General features: G+C 38.4%; 15 protein-coding genes, 2 pseudogenes and 1 other annotated feature. Of the genes and pseudogenes, 10 read left to right on the top strand and 7 right to left on the bottom strand.

Translation table 11 applies throughout. From position 1 onward, the window contains the following. Nucleotides 1-370: 370 nt before the first annotated feature. Nucleotides 371-646: pseudogene (locus IEV18_RS14760) on the top strand (transposase); the annotation flags it as partial. A gap of 513 nt (nucleotides 647-1,159) precedes the next feature. Here IEV18_RS14760 and IEV18_RS14765 read toward each other — a convergent pair. Continuing rightward, a pseudogene (locus IEV18_RS14765) lies at nucleotides 1,160-1,551 on the bottom strand (thiol-disulfide oxidoreductase DCC family protein). A gap of 209 nt (nucleotides 1,552-1,760) precedes the next feature. Between IEV18_RS14765 and IEV18_RS14770 the strand changes: the two are divergent. Then, on the top strand, nucleotides 1,761-2,252 hold the full coding sequence (locus IEV18_RS14770; RefSeq protein ID WP_188393160.1) for a hypothetical protein: 492 nt from the start codon (nucleotides 1,761-1,763) through the stop codon (nucleotides 2,250-2,252). 111 nt (nucleotides 2,253-2,363) lie between these two features. On the opposite strand, the gene IEV18_RS14775 is transcribed toward IEV18_RS14770, so the two are convergent. Beyond that, nucleotides 2,364-2,807 (bottom strand): GNAT family N-acetyltransferase, encoded by a 444-nt coding sequence (locus IEV18_RS14775; RefSeq protein WP_188393161.1) that lies wholly within the window; start codon nucleotides 2,805-2,807, stop codon nucleotides 2,364-2,366. 333 nt (nucleotides 2,808-3,140) lie between these two features. Here IEV18_RS14775 and IEV18_RS17310 point away from each other — a divergent pair, with 333 nt between their 5' ends. The 7 genes from IEV18_RS17310 (at nucleotide 3,141) to IEV18_RS14805 (ending at nucleotide 8,667) form a co-directional block, all read left to right on the top strand. Beyond that, a complete protein-coding gene (locus IEV18_RS17310) occupies nucleotides 3,141-3,488 on the top strand; it encodes a hypothetical protein (RefSeq protein ID WP_229733672.1) in 348 nt (115 codons plus the stop codon). A gap of 15 nt (nucleotides 3,489-3,503) precedes the next feature. After that, a complete protein-coding gene (locus IEV18_RS17315) occupies nucleotides 3,504-3,692 on the top strand; it encodes a hypothetical protein (protein ID WP_229733673.1) in 189 nt (62 codons plus the stop codon). A 300-nt stretch (nucleotides 3,693-3,992) separates the two neighbouring features. Then, nucleotides 3,993-4,264 (top strand) — a binding site (T-box leader). A 62-nt stretch (nucleotides 4,265-4,326) separates the two neighbouring features. After that, nucleotides 4,327-5,184, top strand: coding sequence for an SAM hydrolase/SAM-dependent halogenase family protein (locus tag IEV18_RS14785; protein WP_188393162.1), 858 nt, complete (start codon nucleotides 4,327-4,329; stop codon nucleotides 5,182-5,184). 28 nt (nucleotides 5,185-5,212) lie between these two features. Continuing rightward, a complete protein-coding gene (locus tag IEV18_RS14790) occupies nucleotides 5,213-5,761 on the top strand; it encodes an ECF-type riboflavin transporter substrate-binding protein (RefSeq protein ID WP_188393163.1) in 549 nt (182 codons plus the stop codon). Nucleotides 5,762-5,785: 24 nt separating this feature from the next. After that, nucleotides 5,786-7,507 carry an ABC transporter ATP-binding protein gene (locus IEV18_RS14795; protein WP_188393164.1) on the top strand — a complete coding sequence of 574 codons (1,722 nt, stop codon included), beginning with the start codon at nucleotides 5,786-5,788 and terminating at the stop codon, nucleotides 7,505-7,507. Beyond that, nucleotides 7,489-8,319 (top strand): energy-coupling factor transporter transmembrane component T family protein, encoded by an 831-nt coding sequence (locus IEV18_RS14800; protein ID WP_188393165.1) that lies wholly within the window; start codon nucleotides 7,489-7,491, stop codon nucleotides 8,317-8,319. Before IEV18_RS14795 ends, IEV18_RS14800 begins: the two co-directional genes overlap by 19 nt. A 96-nt stretch (nucleotides 8,320-8,415) precedes the next feature. Continuing rightward, on the top strand, nucleotides 8,416-8,667 hold the full coding sequence (locus IEV18_RS14805; RefSeq protein ID WP_229733674.1) for a DUF2164 domain-containing protein: 252 nt from the start codon (nucleotides 8,416-8,418) through the stop codon (nucleotides 8,665-8,667). Nucleotides 8,668-9,033: 366 nt separating this feature from the next. On the opposite strand, the gene IEV18_RS14810 is transcribed toward IEV18_RS14805, so the two are convergent. Further along, complete coding sequence (locus IEV18_RS14810; RefSeq protein WP_188393166.1) at nucleotides 9,034-9,900, bottom strand: MurR/RpiR family transcriptional regulator; 867 nt, start codon at nucleotides 9,898-9,900, stop codon at nucleotides 9,034-9,036. A 207-nt stretch (nucleotides 9,901-10,107) separates the two neighbouring features. Between IEV18_RS14810 and IEV18_RS14815 the strand changes: the two genes are divergently transcribed. Next, complete coding sequence (locus IEV18_RS14815) at nucleotides 10,108-11,487, top strand: aspartate aminotransferase family protein (RefSeq protein ID WP_188393167.1); 1,380 nt, start codon at nucleotides 10,108-10,110, stop codon at nucleotides 11,485-11,487. Between the two features lie 453 nt (nucleotides 11,488-11,940). On the opposite strand, the gene IEV18_RS14820 is transcribed toward IEV18_RS14815, so the two are convergent. From IEV18_RS14820 to IEV18_RS14835, 4 genes are all read right to left on the bottom strand, one after another. Beyond that, entirely contained in the window at nucleotides 11,941-12,315 is a 375-nt protein-coding gene (locus IEV18_RS14820) for a hypothetical protein (protein ID WP_188393168.1), read from the bottom strand. Between the two features lie 227 nt (nucleotides 12,316-12,542). Continuing rightward, a complete protein-coding gene (locus IEV18_RS14825; protein WP_188393169.1) occupies nucleotides 12,543-14,159 on the bottom strand; it encodes a carbon starvation CstA family protein in 1,617 nt (538 codons plus the stop codon). Beyond that, nucleotides 14,156-14,692, bottom strand: coding sequence for a DUF8052 family protein (locus tag IEV18_RS14830; protein WP_229733675.1), 537 nt, complete (start codon nucleotides 14,690-14,692; stop codon nucleotides 14,156-14,158). Before IEV18_RS14830 ends, IEV18_RS14825 begins: the two co-directional genes overlap by 4 nt. A 47-nt stretch (nucleotides 14,693-14,739) precedes the next feature. Beyond that, entirely contained in the window at nucleotides 14,740-15,030 is a 291-nt protein-coding gene (locus IEV18_RS14835) for a CC/Se motif family (seleno)protein (protein WP_188393171.1), read from the bottom strand. Nucleotides 15,031-15,637 lie beyond the last annotated feature (607 nt).

Consider the following 15,637-nt stretch of genomic DNA (forward strand, 5'->3'; position numbering starts at 1 on the left):
AACCCGAATAAGCAATCCATTATAAAATTTTTATTCGGCTTCTGCATCCCTTTACTTAAGTTGGAAGCAAAATGAAAAATTGATCGTTTTGTAGTGTAAATATCCTGGTTAAAGACATAGAAAAAGTCTCCTTTGTGTTTATAAATTTTGTTTTGGGCGATAAAATTTCAGCAGACATCTTGGGGGGCTTTTTCGTTTATTTTACCATTAAATGGTCCCATTTTGGATCCATAGAGAGAAAAACAGGCATCAAAAGTGCTCTTTTGCACCAAATTTTCGGATGCCTGTTTTTGTTTCAAAGTCAAGCTTTATTTTTGGGTAAACTTAAATTTTTACTGCAGCGTTTGACGATTGAAATCTAAAGTTAATTGTGGAAAACGATATCAAGGAAGCGAAAAATGGTTTTTATTTTGATGATATGAACAGCCACACTTTTCAGGTAAACGAAGTAAAAATGATGTTGACACTCCTTATTTATCATTTGACCAATTGGCTACGAACCCTTTGTTTTCCAGAGGGACAAAAGACCATGCAAATAGAAACGATACACACCCGCTTAATCAAAGTGGCTAGTAAAGTGGTGAAATCAGGCAGATCACTTTACTTCACACTATCCTCAAGTTTCGTGTACCAAAATTTCTTTTAGGAAGTACTGAATCGAATTCAAAAACTTCAATTAGAGTGACGAAAAGAATCGTTCTCCTAACTAAAAAATTGATTTTTCAATCAAGGGGGAAGTATGCCCAAAATATGGAAAAGGGCTATTGAAAAATCAGTTTATTTTAGTTAGATAGTTATAACTTCTGTCAAGTGGGCGATTACGTTAAAATAGAGTACTAAATTTTTATTATCATTTTAGCTGTGAATATTTCAGGATCTACTTTTCTTTTATAAACTCAGGAAAATATTTTGTGAAGTACGCACCTAGTATCAACAAAATAAATGTGAACGACCATCTTAATAAACCTGGAATGTTTATTAATGGTGCCATAATGTTCAGTATTACAATTAGCAGGAAACAAATATGTGTCAGTAATGATTTGAAAGAATTTGTCTTACGATATCGTTTTTTTAGAGCGATAGCCGTATAAATGAACACACCAATTATTAGCATAGTGGCAATGTAAAGATACATAATGAACATCCCCTTTGATTTTTACTATAAAAACCTTTCTCTTTCTTCCGGCGCAGGCAACATGCAGCTCTCCTTTTTGCCCAACCATTTATATCTGTTTTTTGCTATCATTTCATAACATCGATCCCTGAAAGGCTTTGGAGTTATAGATAGAATATAAAGCAGCTTCCACGCTCCTTTTTTAGGCTTTTGCAAATGCGGAGGGCTGCGGTTGACTTGAAATAGCAATGTTTGCCTTCAATAAAAACAAGACTGTCTATTTCTTCTGGAGCATGCTATTTTAGCAATAAACTTTTGCCGATATCACTTTGCAGGGAAGCGAACTTAAAAAGTCCTTTCGGATCCCGTTTGATGATAAACTGCACACTTTGGTCGCAAAAATGACACTCTCCATCAAATAAAATAATTCTTTCCATTCCATCCCCGCCTTTCTCTTTCTGTATAGAATATTTTACGATGCTATTAAAAAAGTATAGGCAATGACAAAATCAATCTGCACCCTTCTTAATTACTGATATTCAATAAAGGGGGAACATTTCCTTCTTTTTCATGAATTAAAGTTCCATATAGGCATGGTCCCGCATATGGTACAGCAAGCAAACCAAGTGTTCTTAGGAGGCAGCTTATGACAAATTTTTATTCTTTTCACGGGACGGTCACATTAATCCGTGGTTTTTTTATCAGTCCAAATGATGCTGATGCGGGCTGTTATAAATTATTTACTTTAGAAAACGAATCGGGGCAGATCGTAAACTTCATCGTATCGCCTGACACATATTTTGTTGACCATGAAACGGTGACAGTAGGAGACCGGGTTACTGGATATTACGATGGGGATGCACCTGTTATTCTTATTTATCCGCCACAATATCCAGCGCTCGTCATGGTGAAGGAAAATTCAAATCAGAGTGTGAAAGTTGATTACTTTAATAGTCAGTTATTAAGCAGCGATGGACAATTACGGTTGAATATTTCTCCAAATACGAGAATATTTTTAACAAACGGGCAGCTTTTTACAGGAAATCTTGCAAATCGAGATCTTGTTGTCGTCTATGGAGCGAGCACTAAAAGCATCCCGGCCCAAACCACTCCAAATAAAATTATCGTGTTGTGTTAGAGGTATTTAGGAGGGAGGTTTGGTTATGGGCTCGGCAGGATTAAATAAAGGTCTGTATTCCATGGATTAAGGGGGTACAGACCTTTTTGACACCTAATATACTAAAGGTACCTAACTTAATGTTTTTACCATTGTATAATAGCTGCTGCCAGGAAGATAATCTTTTATTTCTCCTGCAACTTGATAACCATGGATTTCATAAAAAGAACGGGACTGAAATTCAAAAGTAGTTAACAGTGCTTTTCTGGCACCTAATTTTTTCGTCAATTTTTCAGCACGTTCCAGAAGTTGACTGCCTAAGCCTTTGCCTCTGAAATCATCCCGAATCCATAAATAGTTTATCTCCACCCAATTCCAATAAATATCAGCATGAATACCTCCAAGCCATCTCCCCTCTTCATCGGAGACAATAATATTTATTGGCTGAATCGCTCCTTTTTTTCTTATTTCTCTATGATGTTCAGAATGCTTATTATTAAATTCTTTCACTTTTTCCTGTAAGAAAGATGAAAATTGTTCATTTTCCCCCAATGAAGTTTCAATGTTATAATTCATTGTAATTCTCCTTTGATTGACCTATCATTAGAAAATAAGATCTCCTATAAGCTAATTGTACATCTCCCTAGCATTTTCATCATCCATATTTTAGAAAATATTGAAAATATCAGAGTCCAAACATTTGCACTTTTTTATCCCTTTATTAAACCCCTGTTCCTATTTATTAACAAGGTTTAAACAACTTCAATTCCCAGTTTTTATCACTTAATATGGATATATTAGAATACGAAAGGAAATATAGGTATTTTATTTCTGCTGGAGAATGCTTCGTTTTCCAATAGTTTGCTAATTGGAAAAACATGTAATGAAATGTTGACAAGGGGGAAGCGGATGAGAACGCTGTATTGTTTTATGTTTCTAATCTGTTTCGTTATGACGACAGGATGCAGCGACAGTGATATAGCGAAGTATGATGATGAAGATGTTGCTGCAATTGTGAGGGGTGAAGAAATTACGGTTGGGGATTTGCGCTTTTTATTTCTTGATGATCAAATACTTAAATCCCTCGATGGCACAATTAAAGCAAAATTAGCCGAGCAAGAGGTAAAAAGATTAAATATCGATGTATCTCAAGAGCTGCAGGAAATTCAAGAAATGAAACATGATATTGGAATATATCCGCCGGAAGATGTTGACACCGAATTCGCAGAAGGAATTCGTGAATTTGCAGAAACCTAGGCTGCCAAACTTGGCATGGATCCCGAAGAATATTTTGAAAAATACCTTGAAAGAAATCATGAAATCAGTGTGTATGTCATTGCCTATATCGAGGAAATGATAGGCGAGCCGACTACTGATGAAGAATATATGGAGAAAGCGAATAAGCTGCTCGATGATTTGGCAGATGAAAATGCAGATAAAGTTCAAATACTTATTAAGTAATCCTTGTTTAAAATGAGAATTTAAATGTGAATGGTCAAAACAATGGCAGACCTTAAACAGGGATGCTATTGTTTTGAAGAGTAAAGAAAAATATTTTTAGTAGCTATTCGGAATCGGCAAAGTCTTTGTTTTTAGCATGTATGTTTAATCAGTAAAATCCTTATACTATCTTTATCATTTTCTAGTCAAACATGAACAGATAAGCCGAAGAATATTCGAATAAAAAGAAAATTATAAATAGGGCTTGCTTTTATGAAAAATATTTCCTATAATGTATTCAACATTTGAACATACCGCTTTTTAAAGACGATGAAGAGGAAAAGTAGGATTTAGTTATTTCTCACAGAGAGCTTCGGTAGCTGAGAAGAAGCAGAAATACGAATCTGAAAAATGGCCTCGGAGTTGCGTGCTGAACGTATCCGCTCGATACTAGTAGGTTCCGACGAGATTTGGTGCTCGTTATCAACACCAGAGTATGAAGAGTCATATTGGACTCGAGTACTTAATGAGGCTGTATGCGTGAGCATGCAGTGAAGTAAGGTGGTACCACGTGAGTAATCCACGTCCTTACCGTTTGTTCGGTAATGATGTGGTTTTTTTAATTGCTTAGAGAAAAATGATGGAGGTAGACAAGATGAGCAAGCGACATTTAGTATTGCAAACAGACTTTGGGCTAAGCGACGGTGCGGTCAGTGCTATGCATGGTGTAGCTCTGTCCGTGGATCCAGAACTAAGTATTTACAATTTAACCCATGACATACCACAGTACAATATTTGGGACGGATCGTACCGTCTTTTTCAGACGATTAATTACTGGCCGGAAGGAACTGTGTTTGTATCGGTTGTGGATCCGGGAGTCGGCACAAAAAGACTTAGTGTTGTAGCCAAAACGAAAAATAATCAGTTTATCGTCACTCCTGATAACGGGACACTTACACATGTAAAAGAGTATATCGGGATTACCGAGGCGAGAATTATCGATGAAAAGATAAACCGTCTGCCGAATTCAGGAGAATCATACACGTTTCATGGCCGGGATGTCTATGCTTATACAGCGGCACGGCTTGCAGCGGGTGTTATCACCTATGAACAGGTAGGACCATCCCTGGAAGTGGAGAAACTTGTAGAATTGCCAATTGCTCAGCCAAGCTATACAGAAGATGCGGTAGTAGGCAACATCGATATTCTGGATGTGCGATTTGGAAATATTTGGACAAATATCGGCAGGGAAATATTCAAAAAGCTGGGAATTAAATATGGCGATAATTTAGAAGTCACCATTGAGAATAATCGTCGCCACATTTATAAAAACATCATTAAATTTGGCAGGTCTTTTGCCGACAGCAGATTAGGGGAACCGATATTATTTGTCAATTCGCTGGACAAAATTGGTGTTGCCATCAACCAAGGATCTTTTGCCAAAGCATATCATATCGAGACAGGGGCGAATTGGAAAATTACCATCCGAAAACCGCAAGGAATTTTTAATTAAAATAAATTTTAGAAAAGGGGAATGTAAAATGAATAAATTATCAATTAGAACGATTGTGGCTATTGGGATTGGAGCAGCTGTATTTGCGATTTTGATGAGATTTGTCGTCATCCCGACCGGAATACCAAATACAAACATTCAGACTGCTTATGCATTTCTTTCATTGATGGCAGTTGTTTTTGGACCAATTGCAGGTGCGCTTATCGGATTAATCGGTCATGCCTTGACAGATGCGTTATCTTACGGCTCTGTCTGGTGGAGCTGGGTAATCGTCTCCGCGTTTATCGGTTTATTGATCGGACTTTTTAAAAATCGGATTAATATCGAACGTGGTGATTTTGGAAAAAAGGAAATCATTTCATTTAATCTTATCCAAGCAGCAGTTCAAGCAATCGGCTGGGTTGTAGTTGCTCCGGTACTCGATATTCTGATTTATGCAGAGCCGGCCAACAAAGTATTTGTGCAAGGATTGGTTGCTGCATCTGCCAACATTGTTTCTGTCGCCATCATTGGTACGATTTTATTAGCTGCCTATGCCAAAACTAGAGTTAAAGATAATAGTTTAAGAAAGGAATAACCATCATACTTTAAGGAGTCTATCATGAAAAAGCCGATTATTCAGTTTGAAAATTTTTCATTTAAATACAACAGTCAAATGGAACCAACGCTTTATGACGTGAATCTCACTATTTATGAAGGGGAAAAAGTTGTTATTGTCGGCCCGTCCGGTTCCGGCAAAAGTACGCTAGCCCATTGTATCAATGGGCTAGTACCGTTCTCTTATAAAGGAGAAATTAAAGGCAGTTTAAAAATTAAAGGGGAGGAAACGCAAGATCTCGACATATTCACCCTGTCAAAATGGGTTGGAACAGTGCTCCAAGATCCGGACGGTCAATTTATCGGGCTAACTGTTGGTGAAGATATCGCATTTGCTCTCGAAAATGAAGCTGTGCCACAAGATGAAATGAAAAAAGAAGTTGCCAAAGCAGCAAAATTGGTTGATATGGAAGAGAAAATCTCCTCTTCCATTCATGAGCTTTCCGGAGGACAAAAACAGCGGGTTTCGATTGCAGGTGTTATTGTGAATGAAGCAGACATTTTATTGTTTGATGAACCACTTGCAAACTTAGACCCTGCAACCGGCGTACAGGCGATGACGATCATCGACCAAGTCCAAAAAGAGACGAACACAACGATTATCATTGTCGAGCACCGCTTAGAGGATGTATTGTCTCAGGAAGTGGACCGGATTATTGTCATCGACGAAGGTCGGATTGTCAGTGATCTAGACCCGAATAAACTGCTTGCTTCCAATGTGTTGGAAACTTGTCATTTAAGGGAGCCATTATATGTGAAAGCGCTGAAGTATGCAGGAGTGAAGGTAACTCCGGATATGCTCCCTGCCAATTTAGCCAATTTGAAAATCGAAGAATGCAGGGATAAGCTTTTGGAGTGGCATAACGCCAGAGCCCCGTTGAAACAAGCGAAAAAAGAAGAACCGATCTTAGAACTTAAGAATATTTATTTCGGCTATGACGAAGATACAACAACAATTCACGATATCTCCTTCACAATTCACAAGGGGGAAATGGTCAGCATCGTAGGGAAGAACGGTGCGGGTAAATCCACCCTGTCGAAAATTATTTGCGGAATGGAAAGAAATCAATCCGGAAAAATTTTGTATAAAAATGAAGATATTACGAATGAAACGATTGCGGAACGGTCCAGTAAAATCGGTCTTGTTATGCAAAATCCGAACCATATGATTTCCAAACATATGATATACGATGAAGTTGCCCTCGGCCTAGTGATGCGCGGTTTGCCGGAGAAGGAGATAAGGGAAAGAGTGGAAGCGACGCTAAAAATTTGCGGGTTGTATCCCTTCCGTAACTGGCCGATTTCTGCCCTCAGTTTCGGACAAAAGAAGCGAGTAACAATCGCTTCCATTTTGGCGCTGGAACCTGAGGTGTTGATACTGGATGAACCGACAGCAGGACAAGATTTGCGTCATTATACAGAGATAATGGAGTTTTTGAATGAACTAAATCAGCAAGGCATAACGATTTTAATGATTACCCACGATATGCACTTGATGCTGGAGTATACACCAAGGGCAATTGCCATTGCCGATGGGCGCGTAATTGCAGATGATTCTTCCGTTAATATTTTGACAAATACGGAAGTGGTTGAAAAAACAAATTTAAAAATTACATCGCTTTTTGAATTGGCGGTAAAAGCAGGGATAAAGGACCCGATTGATTTTGTTGCAGCATTTATCGATGTAGATAAGGAGGAAAGGATGACATGGCGAAAGAATTGTTAAACTATGTTGATCGAAAGTCGCCTGTCCATTCCTTATCCGGTGCGACTAAACTGATTTTATTTATTCTATATTCGACCGCAGCAATGCTTACCTACGATACACGGGTACTAGTCGGACTTTTCATGCTTAGTATTGCTGCCTTTATTATTTCCAAAATAAAAATTCAGGAAGTTAGCTTTATTCTTATTTTTATTTTAGCTTTCCTTTTATTAAACAATATAGCCATTTATCTTTTCTCGCCGCAGGAAGGCGTAAAAATATATGGCACGAGCCATGTCTTGTTTGACATCGTCGGAAGGTATAATGTGACCTTGGAGCAGCTTTTTTACCAATTCAATGTCACATTAAAATATTTCGCAGTTATACCAGCAGCATTATTGTTCATAGTTACTACTCATCCAAGCGAGTTTGCTGCGTCACTTAATAAAATCGGGGTAAATTATAAAATAGCCTATTCGGTTTCCCTGGCCCTCCGGTATATCCCCGATATCCAGCGGGAATTCCGGACAATTGCCGTAGCGCAACAAGCAAGGGGCATCGACATATCAAGAAAGGAAAAGCTATGGAAACGGGTAAAGAATGTTGCTTCCATCATTTTCCCGCTAATATTTTCAACCTTGGAGCGGATTGAGGTTATTAGCAACGCCATGGAATTAAGAAGGTTTGGCAAAAAGAAAAAACGTACTTGGTATAGCTCCAAACCGTTTCAGAGATTGGATTATATTGTGATTTTATTTGGCATTATTATTCTTATCGCGTCCCTGGTCATTACTTTTTATGACGGCAGCCGTTTTTACAATCCGTTTATATAATTGAAGAGCATCTGCTAAGATGAATACTAGCAGATGCTTCATTTTTTATGAAGTTGTATAGTGGAAGGAGTAACAGAGAAAGGAAGGATTATCAGAATGATTCGAATCCCGAAAGAGAATAGAGAAGAAATCGTTCAGTCGCTGCAAGATTATTTTTACAATGAGCTGTCCGAAGAAATCGGCAATTTGGCTGCAGAAAATCTGCTTGATTTTATCCTTAAAGAGATAGGACCATATTGTTATAACCAAGGAGTAAATGATGCAAAAGTGATGGTCGAACAAAAAATACTAAGTTTAGAGGAAGATATTCTTTCGTTGGAAATACCGACAAGAAAGAACCGGAACTGAATGTATTGTTAAATATTGGTGAGATGCTATCTCCTAAATTTGTGTATGTCCAACGGCAAGTTTCAGCGAAATCAATCGAGAGAGCACTTGTCACGGCAGATTTTAGCGAAAAAAGGATGGGAATCGACCGAGAGAGCGCTAGTCACGGCAGATTTTAGCGAAAAAAGGATGAGAATCAGCCGAGAGAGCGCTAGTCACGGCAGATTTCAGAAAAAAGGGATGGGAATCGACCGAGAGAGCGCTAGTCACGGCAGATTTTAGCGAAAAAAGGATGAGAATCAGCCAAGAGAAAGCATCTCACGGTTGACACTGGAAAAAATGTAAACAGAGCCGGCAAAGAAATCCCGTTTCACAGGAAAATGATTACTACTTTCCTTGACCAGAGTAAAACGTGCCGAACCGTTCCCATATTTCCTCCAATTTTTCCAACCGTTCCTCTGATTCTTCCATTCTTTTCTTCCCGATAAACGTAATCAGCGTATTGATTAGACTTAATGGGGCAACGAAAGAATCAAAAAAGGTCGGCAGCTGGCTGGAAGCGGTCAGTACGACATCTCCATAAGGAATAAGCGGGGAAAGCAGACTGTCGGTAATCGCAATCGTCGTTGCGCCCCGTTCTTTTGCAAATGCCATCATATTGACCGTACTCGTTGAATAACGGGCAAAACTGATGCCAACGACGACATCCTTTTTATTCAGCCGATGCAGCTGTTCTGGCTTATTTTCCACGGGACCGAGCAAATGAGTATTCCCTAAAATGATATCCAAATAGTATTCGAGAAACATACCGAGGGAGACAGAGCTTCGGTTGGCGGTAATATAAATTTCCTTTCCTTTGAGCAAAATATCGACGACATCTGTCAGAGCCTTCGTATCTAGATTTTCCATCGTTGAACGAATATTGGCGATGTCATCTTTAAAAATGTCATAGACAGCCTGATTGGAATCATCGTACACTTGCGAGGAAATTTTGATTCGATCTCTGGTCGTTAATTGCATCTGAACAGAATTTTGCATTTCATTTTGCAGCTCACGGTAACCGGAGTATCCTAAAAAGACTGCAAAGCGGACGACGGAAGCTTCGCTGACTCCGGCCCGTTCTGCTAATGCTGCAACCGTATAAAATGGAACATTATTCGTATTGTGCAGAATATAGGAAGCCAGTTTTTTCTGTGATTTGCTCATTTGTGGCATTTTTTCCGCAATTAATTGATACACATTTTTCTTCTCCATTAATAGCCCTCCTTCATCCTGATTTCATTATAAATTACATTTGCACAATTGGAAAATTATTGAAATAAAAATTTCATATAATTAAATTTAATGAAATTTTTAATCCAAAATTATTCACAAAACGGACTTTTTCGCTTATAATGTAATAAACATTTCATTTATAAATATAATATTAAATAATTATTTCCTTAATGGGAGGTTTATTGGGTGGTCCTAATTAAAAGTCATTACCTTACGGAGTTTGAGGAACAGACAGTCAAGTCAAAAGCTATCTTCCAGAAGGCAAAGGAAATTATGCCTGGCGGGGTGACAGCCAACATCAAATCGTTTGTTCCGTATCCGATATTTATGCAAAAAGGGAAGGGAGCCTATTTGTACGACCTGGACGGAAACGAGTATATCGATTATCTCCTCTCTTATGGGGCGTTAATGCTCGGACATGGACATACGGATATTATTCAGGCGGTACAAAAACAATTAGAGGACGATGGAACGTTATTATTTGGAACACCGCATCATTTGGAACTGGAAATGGGGGAGAAAATAAAAACGCTTTACCCAAGTATGGAACGAATTCGCTACACTAATTCTGGAACCGAAGCAACCTTGCTTGCCATACGATTAGCCTATGCGTACACCGGAAAAACGAAAATTGCGAAATTTGAAGGACATTACCACGGCGGTTATGATCAAGTATTGCTAAGCATTAATCCGTCGCTGGAAGAAGCAGGACACCCGCACGCGCCGAAATCCGTTGTTGAATCAAAAGGCGTAGACCCGTATCATGAAGAACATACGATCATACTTCCTTTTAATGATCTTGAACATACGTCACAATTATTAACGAAATATAAAGAGGAGATTGCAGCAGTCATTCTTGAGCCGGTACAAGGCGGGTTCATTCCTGCCGAACCTGCATTTATGCACGGACTGAGAAAGATTACCGAAGAGTTGGGCATCGTCCTGATCTTTGATGAAGTAAAAACTGGTTTTCGTTTAGGACTGTGCGGTGCTCAAGGTCTTTACAACGTCAAGCCGGATTTAACGGCACTTGGTAAAGTGGTTGGGGGAGGATTTCCTGTAGGAATTGTTGGCGGTAAAGAAGAAATTATGATGACAAGCGCACCTGCAGCTTCTTCCGATGTTTTCGACAGCAGCCAAAGCAGAAAGTCGTCGGCAAAAGATGTTCTGTTTCATAGCGGAACATATAATGGCCATCCGACAGTACTGGCAGCCGGGCTGGCAACGATTAAAGTGTTAGAACAAGAGATGGAACAGGTATTGCAAAGGACAGAAAAATTAAAGGCAGGATTGGAAATCCTTTTTGCCCAACGGGGAATACCGATGCAAGCAATCGGAGCGGGCACGATCTTTAACGTTGTCCTGACGGAAAAACAAGTGAGAAACTACCGTGATTTGCAGCAGGCTGATTTTGCCACGAGAAAAGAACTGGATTTCCGTTTGCTTGCTAAAGGAATATATACAAAACCGTTAAACCGCTATAACTTATCTACAGTACATGGCGATAAGGAAATAAATCTGACATTGGAAGCTTTTGATACCGTATTGTCTCAGATGACGAAATAGGAATTAAAACTTTTCGAATGATATCCGAATTATTTCCAAGGGAACCGAAAAATCTCTCTACCCTTATTAACATGGGTGGAGAGATTTTTCAAATCTTGAAACGAGCAAATGTATAAGCCATTGGGAATTTAATACGATGTTTTAGAAACTTATGATGCATTCGGATTAACTAAATTTGCTATTATAAACATCATTTCTATTTAGCCAATGGTGCGTGCAGGATTATTCTAATAAGACGGCGGTGCAGAATAATGTTTGGATTGGAGTACTTGTTATAGGAAATATTGCTGTTTTTCTTTTTCATTGGTTGAGGATAATTCGCAGCTATAAGCATCATAACTGTTATTAACTGGTACTTCAGTTAAAGAAGACCGTATTGCGAAATAGAAGTTTGTTTTTTGGCATTATTAACAATAAAATCTAACAGATTCTTTTTTTGAAATATTCTGAATCCTAATAAGAAAAGGTTTTAACCCATAGAAAGGACCGAAGTAATACATAGAAAAGCAAAAGAGATAAACCAAGAAGCAATAATATTTTCTGCTTTTTCCTTCCTTTTTCTTCATCGTGTATGGTCACAAAGTACTCAGCTAAAACCGCAGCAATGGAAACGATGATACAAGATTCTATAACAGGTATGGTAAAAAGAATCAGATATAATCCAAACACAGGAATGGTAATTGCTAAAATGCTGATTAGTGATAGTAAAGGCAACATTTTAATGAATATCGATTTTCGTCCGAAAAAGAATAAAGTTTGAATGGCAGCAAATACGACAAAACCTCCGACGAATTGAAAAATAAAAAAACTAGCCATTTCATAGTCCATCTTCACGTTCCCTCCTTCATTCCAATACTATACGGCAGCAATGATTTTGTATTGAGCTGAAATATCTATTTTTTTATCTAAAATGTGCAGCAGTTAAATGTTAGCATTATAGTATTTATTTACTGGAATGCATCCAAAAAGAAAAATGCGTTAATCCTCCTAATTTGTAAAAGGATTAACGCATTTTTGAACCGAATTCTTACCGCTAGGCTGGGAACAATGGTATATTAAGATGCTTTCACAGTCGAATCTTTCTTATAGGAAACATAGGAATTCCAAGCCTCAATAATGAGGAAGACACACAATACAAATAATATAAACCCAGAGATGGTCAAAAGCCAGTTGCCGACGGTGAAGTTTTGATACATAAGAACAGCTAATGCTGAAAGGGTCAGGACGAACATAAATACCATCGGGATTAAAGTAAATAAAGATTTAACTCCTCTTCTCACTAACCACGTACTAATGGCAAGAAGCGCTAACGCTCCTAACATTTGATTCGCTGATCCGAAGAGCGGCCAGAGATCAGCCCAAGTTCCGGAAAATGCTAAAGCACCTGCACCGGCAACGATAACAAGGGTTGCAATGTGATGGTTATGGAAAAATTTGCTCCTGCCTTCTGCGAATTCCTGTACTGCATATTTACCTAAGCGGGTAGCCGAGTCAAGTGTTGTCATTAAGAAAGCGGAAGCTGCAAGGGAAACAAAGGTTACACCAGTTGCTTCCGGCAGTCCAAAGGAACTCATAAAGTGTGCCAGACCTAAAGCAAAAGTAGGAATTGGCCCTCCTGCTTCAGCTAAACGATCTGTAAATGCTCCAGTTGTCAAATAGGCAACGGAGATAACGACAATCACTGCCAGAAAGCCTTCAATTAACATTCCACCGTAGGCGATAAATTTGCCGTTTTTCTCATTGTCTAATTGTTTGGCGGTAGTTCCGCTGGCAACAAGAGAGTGGAATCCTGAGATTGCACCACAAGCAATGGTAATGAATAAAATCGGGAATAACGGACCGAGTGTATCATTATAGAACCCTGTAAATCCTGCTAACTCAATTGTAGGGTTGGCAAATAGAATTCCGATAAATCCGCCTAGCATCATTCCGTATAATAAATAGGAATTCAAATAATCCCGCGGCTGCAATAAAACCCACACAGGTAAAATCGATGCCACGTAGGCATAAATAAGTAAAACAACAATCCATGTAGGTGCACTAAGCTGAATCGGGAATAGGATTCCCAGCCAAACGCAAAGAAACATGACAACAACGCCAATAATGCTTGCGCCAATAAAGTTTACACGTAATTGGTTCACTACAAATCCGAAAATCATTGCGACAGCGATGAATAATAATGATGCTGTAGCAGCGGCTGGTGTTGCTTCAAAGGTATCGGCAACTAATACACAGAATACGCCTACAATAAGGATAAGCGTTGCAATGGAAAAGGATAAAAATAAAGTTTGACCGCGTTTACCGATATATTCCTTAATAATTGTCCCGATAGACTGCGCCCGATGACGAATGGATGCTTGCAATGATCCGTAGTCGTGAACTCCGCCAAAGAAAATACTGCCTAAAATAATCCATAGAACAGCCGGAATCCAGCCAAAAACAGCTGCCGTAATCGGTCCGACAATTGGTCCACCCCCAGCAATGGTAGCAAAATGGTGTCCTAAAAGTACGGGTTTTTTCGCCGCCACGTAATCTACCCCATCTGCCATTTCGATTGCAGGAGTTTTCCGGTTCGGGTCTACTTGCAATTTCTTTTCCAGATATCTTCCGTAAGTAAAGTAGGCAACAATGAAAATAATTGCAGCAATGACCATTAAAACGATGCCACTCATAATTTAACTTCTTCCTCCTTTAACATTTTTTGAATGGAACTCAAAAATGGCTTGCCTTTCGGGTGTACATAGAGGGTGCGATTCTTTAAGTTGATTACTGCTGCATACATTTCGATCCATCCATGGAAACCAAACTTTAAAAATTTTAATCTCCTTGAGCGCTTCACCTCCTTTATTATTTTTCCATCTAATTCTTGATCCGTTATCGTGATTCCTAAAACGATCGTTGACATATGTTCATCATTGTCTGGAATATATTCAAACATATTTTTCTCGATAGCTTGTTGAAAGCGCTTTAAATAATCTGAAGTAAGTTTTTCTTCAGATATTGATGTAAATATAAGCTGCTGATTTTCCACGCCATAGACTTTAATTTTTTTGGAGAGCATATAGCGCTCATCCCGCCTTCTGTAAATCGCCATAAACGGCAGCGAAAACTCGTCTAATCTTTCATCACGGTAGACATCAAAGAAAACAGTATATTTATTTGCCAGGTCATTGGCAAAACGGATTAACTTGTTCGGCTGCTGCACGTAAATACCCCCAGTGAATACAGTTTGGAGAACATATGGAATCATGACTAAAAGCGGACGATACTATCGACCTTGACCGTTTGAAAGGGACCAACTCCAGTGTGTTTGATATTAATTAATTGATTTTTGAATTCGAGTTTTTTATCAACATATAGAGAGATGTTTCCTGTTTTCATTTCATTAAACATTTGCGGATTATCAGGCTTATTGAATAAGACAGATACTTCATTTATCGGTACACAGCAGTTTTCAATAGATTGACTGGAGATAGTTATTAAATTTCCTTTTTTCGAAATCAATTGTTTTGCCTTTTCATCAATTGCAATATCCAGCTCCATCAACTTCCCTCCCTTAAAAACTTATTTATTAAAATACTCAGATATGTTAATGGATGGGTAATACGCAATAATAGTCCTTTTGTATGTAAGGAGAAAATTCTGAATATATCGATTAATTAATATTATTCTAAAGAGTGAATGGATATTTGTCAATATTTGCTTTGGATTGTATTTATTTTCCGAGCATATTTTTATTAGGTAAACTATAGTTTTTAGGGAAACAAGTTGGCGGGAAGGATTAATAAAATGTTGGCTAACCCCAACGCACTAATGATGAGAGACAGAAAAAAATACTGTTCACCTGATTTCGAGCGGAACTGCGGATTAGTCAGTGCGGGAAAAACGGCTTTACTAAATGGAGCTTGAGGGGGAATTTTAAGTCAAGCAGGTGTATTAGGGACAAACTTGCGATTTAGAATATTAGCCAGCAGGAAAAAGGGCAAATCGTATCAAAAATATGATGCGCTGCCCCTTAAATCTATGAACAATTAGGAACTCAACTTTCGCAGTCGAAAAACACTAGTAAACACTTGATATGACTGAAAGAATTCACAACATTATATCTAAAAATGAACAAAAAAACATCCCTTTTTGGTAAAATATAGTC

This window comes from Compostibacillus humi (assembly GCF_014637175.1).
Taxonomy (GTDB): domain Bacteria; phylum Bacillota; class Bacilli; order Bacillales; family Amphibacillaceae; genus Oceanobacillus; species Oceanobacillus humi.

Coding starts and splice junctions, on each gene's coding strand:
- IEV18_RS14835 (WP_188393171.1), bottom strand. CDS start 15,030: ATGGAGCTGGATATTGCAATTGATGAAAAGGCAAAACAATTGATTTCG.
- IEV18_RS14795 (WP_188393164.1), top strand. CDS start 5,786: ATGAAAAAGCCGATTATTCAGTTTGAAAATTTTTCATTTAAATACAAC.
- IEV18_RS14805 (WP_229733674.1), top strand. CDS start 8,416: ATGATTCGAATCCCGAAAGAGAATAGAGAAGAAATCGTTCAGTCGCTG.
- IEV18_RS14825 (WP_188393169.1), bottom strand. CDS start 14,159: ATGAGTGGCATCGTTTTAATGGTCATTGCTGCAATTATTTTCATTGTT.
- IEV18_RS14785 (WP_188393162.1), top strand. CDS start 4,327: ATGAGCAAGCGACATTTAGTATTGCAAACAGACTTTGGGCTAAGCGAC.
- IEV18_RS14820 (WP_188393168.1), bottom strand. CDS start 12,315: ATGGACTATGAAATGGCTAGTTTTTTTATTTTTCAATTCGTCGGAGGT.
- IEV18_RS14810 (WP_188393166.1), bottom strand. CDS start 9,900: ATGGAGAAGAAAAATGTGTATCAATTAATTGCGGAAAAAATGCCACAA.
- IEV18_RS14800 (WP_188393165.1), top strand. CDS start 7,489: ATGGCGAAAGAATTGTTAAACTATGTTGATCGAAAGTCGCCTGTCCAT.
- IEV18_RS17315 (WP_229733673.1), top strand. CDS start 3,504: ATGGATCCCGAAGAATATTTTGAAAAATACCTTGAAAGAAATCATGAA.
- IEV18_RS14790 (WP_188393163.1), top strand. CDS start 5,213: ATGAATAAATTATCAATTAGAACGATTGTGGCTATTGGGATTGGAGCA.
- IEV18_RS14775 (WP_188393161.1), bottom strand. CDS start 2,807: ATGAATTATAACATTGAAACTTCATTGGGGGAAAATGAACAATTTTCA.
- IEV18_RS14770 (WP_188393160.1), top strand. CDS start 1,761: ATGACAAATTTTTATTCTTTTCACGGGACGGTCACATTAATCCGTGGT.
- IEV18_RS17310 (WP_229733672.1), top strand. CDS start 3,141: ATGAGAACGCTGTATTGTTTTATGTTTCTAATCTGTTTCGTTATGACG.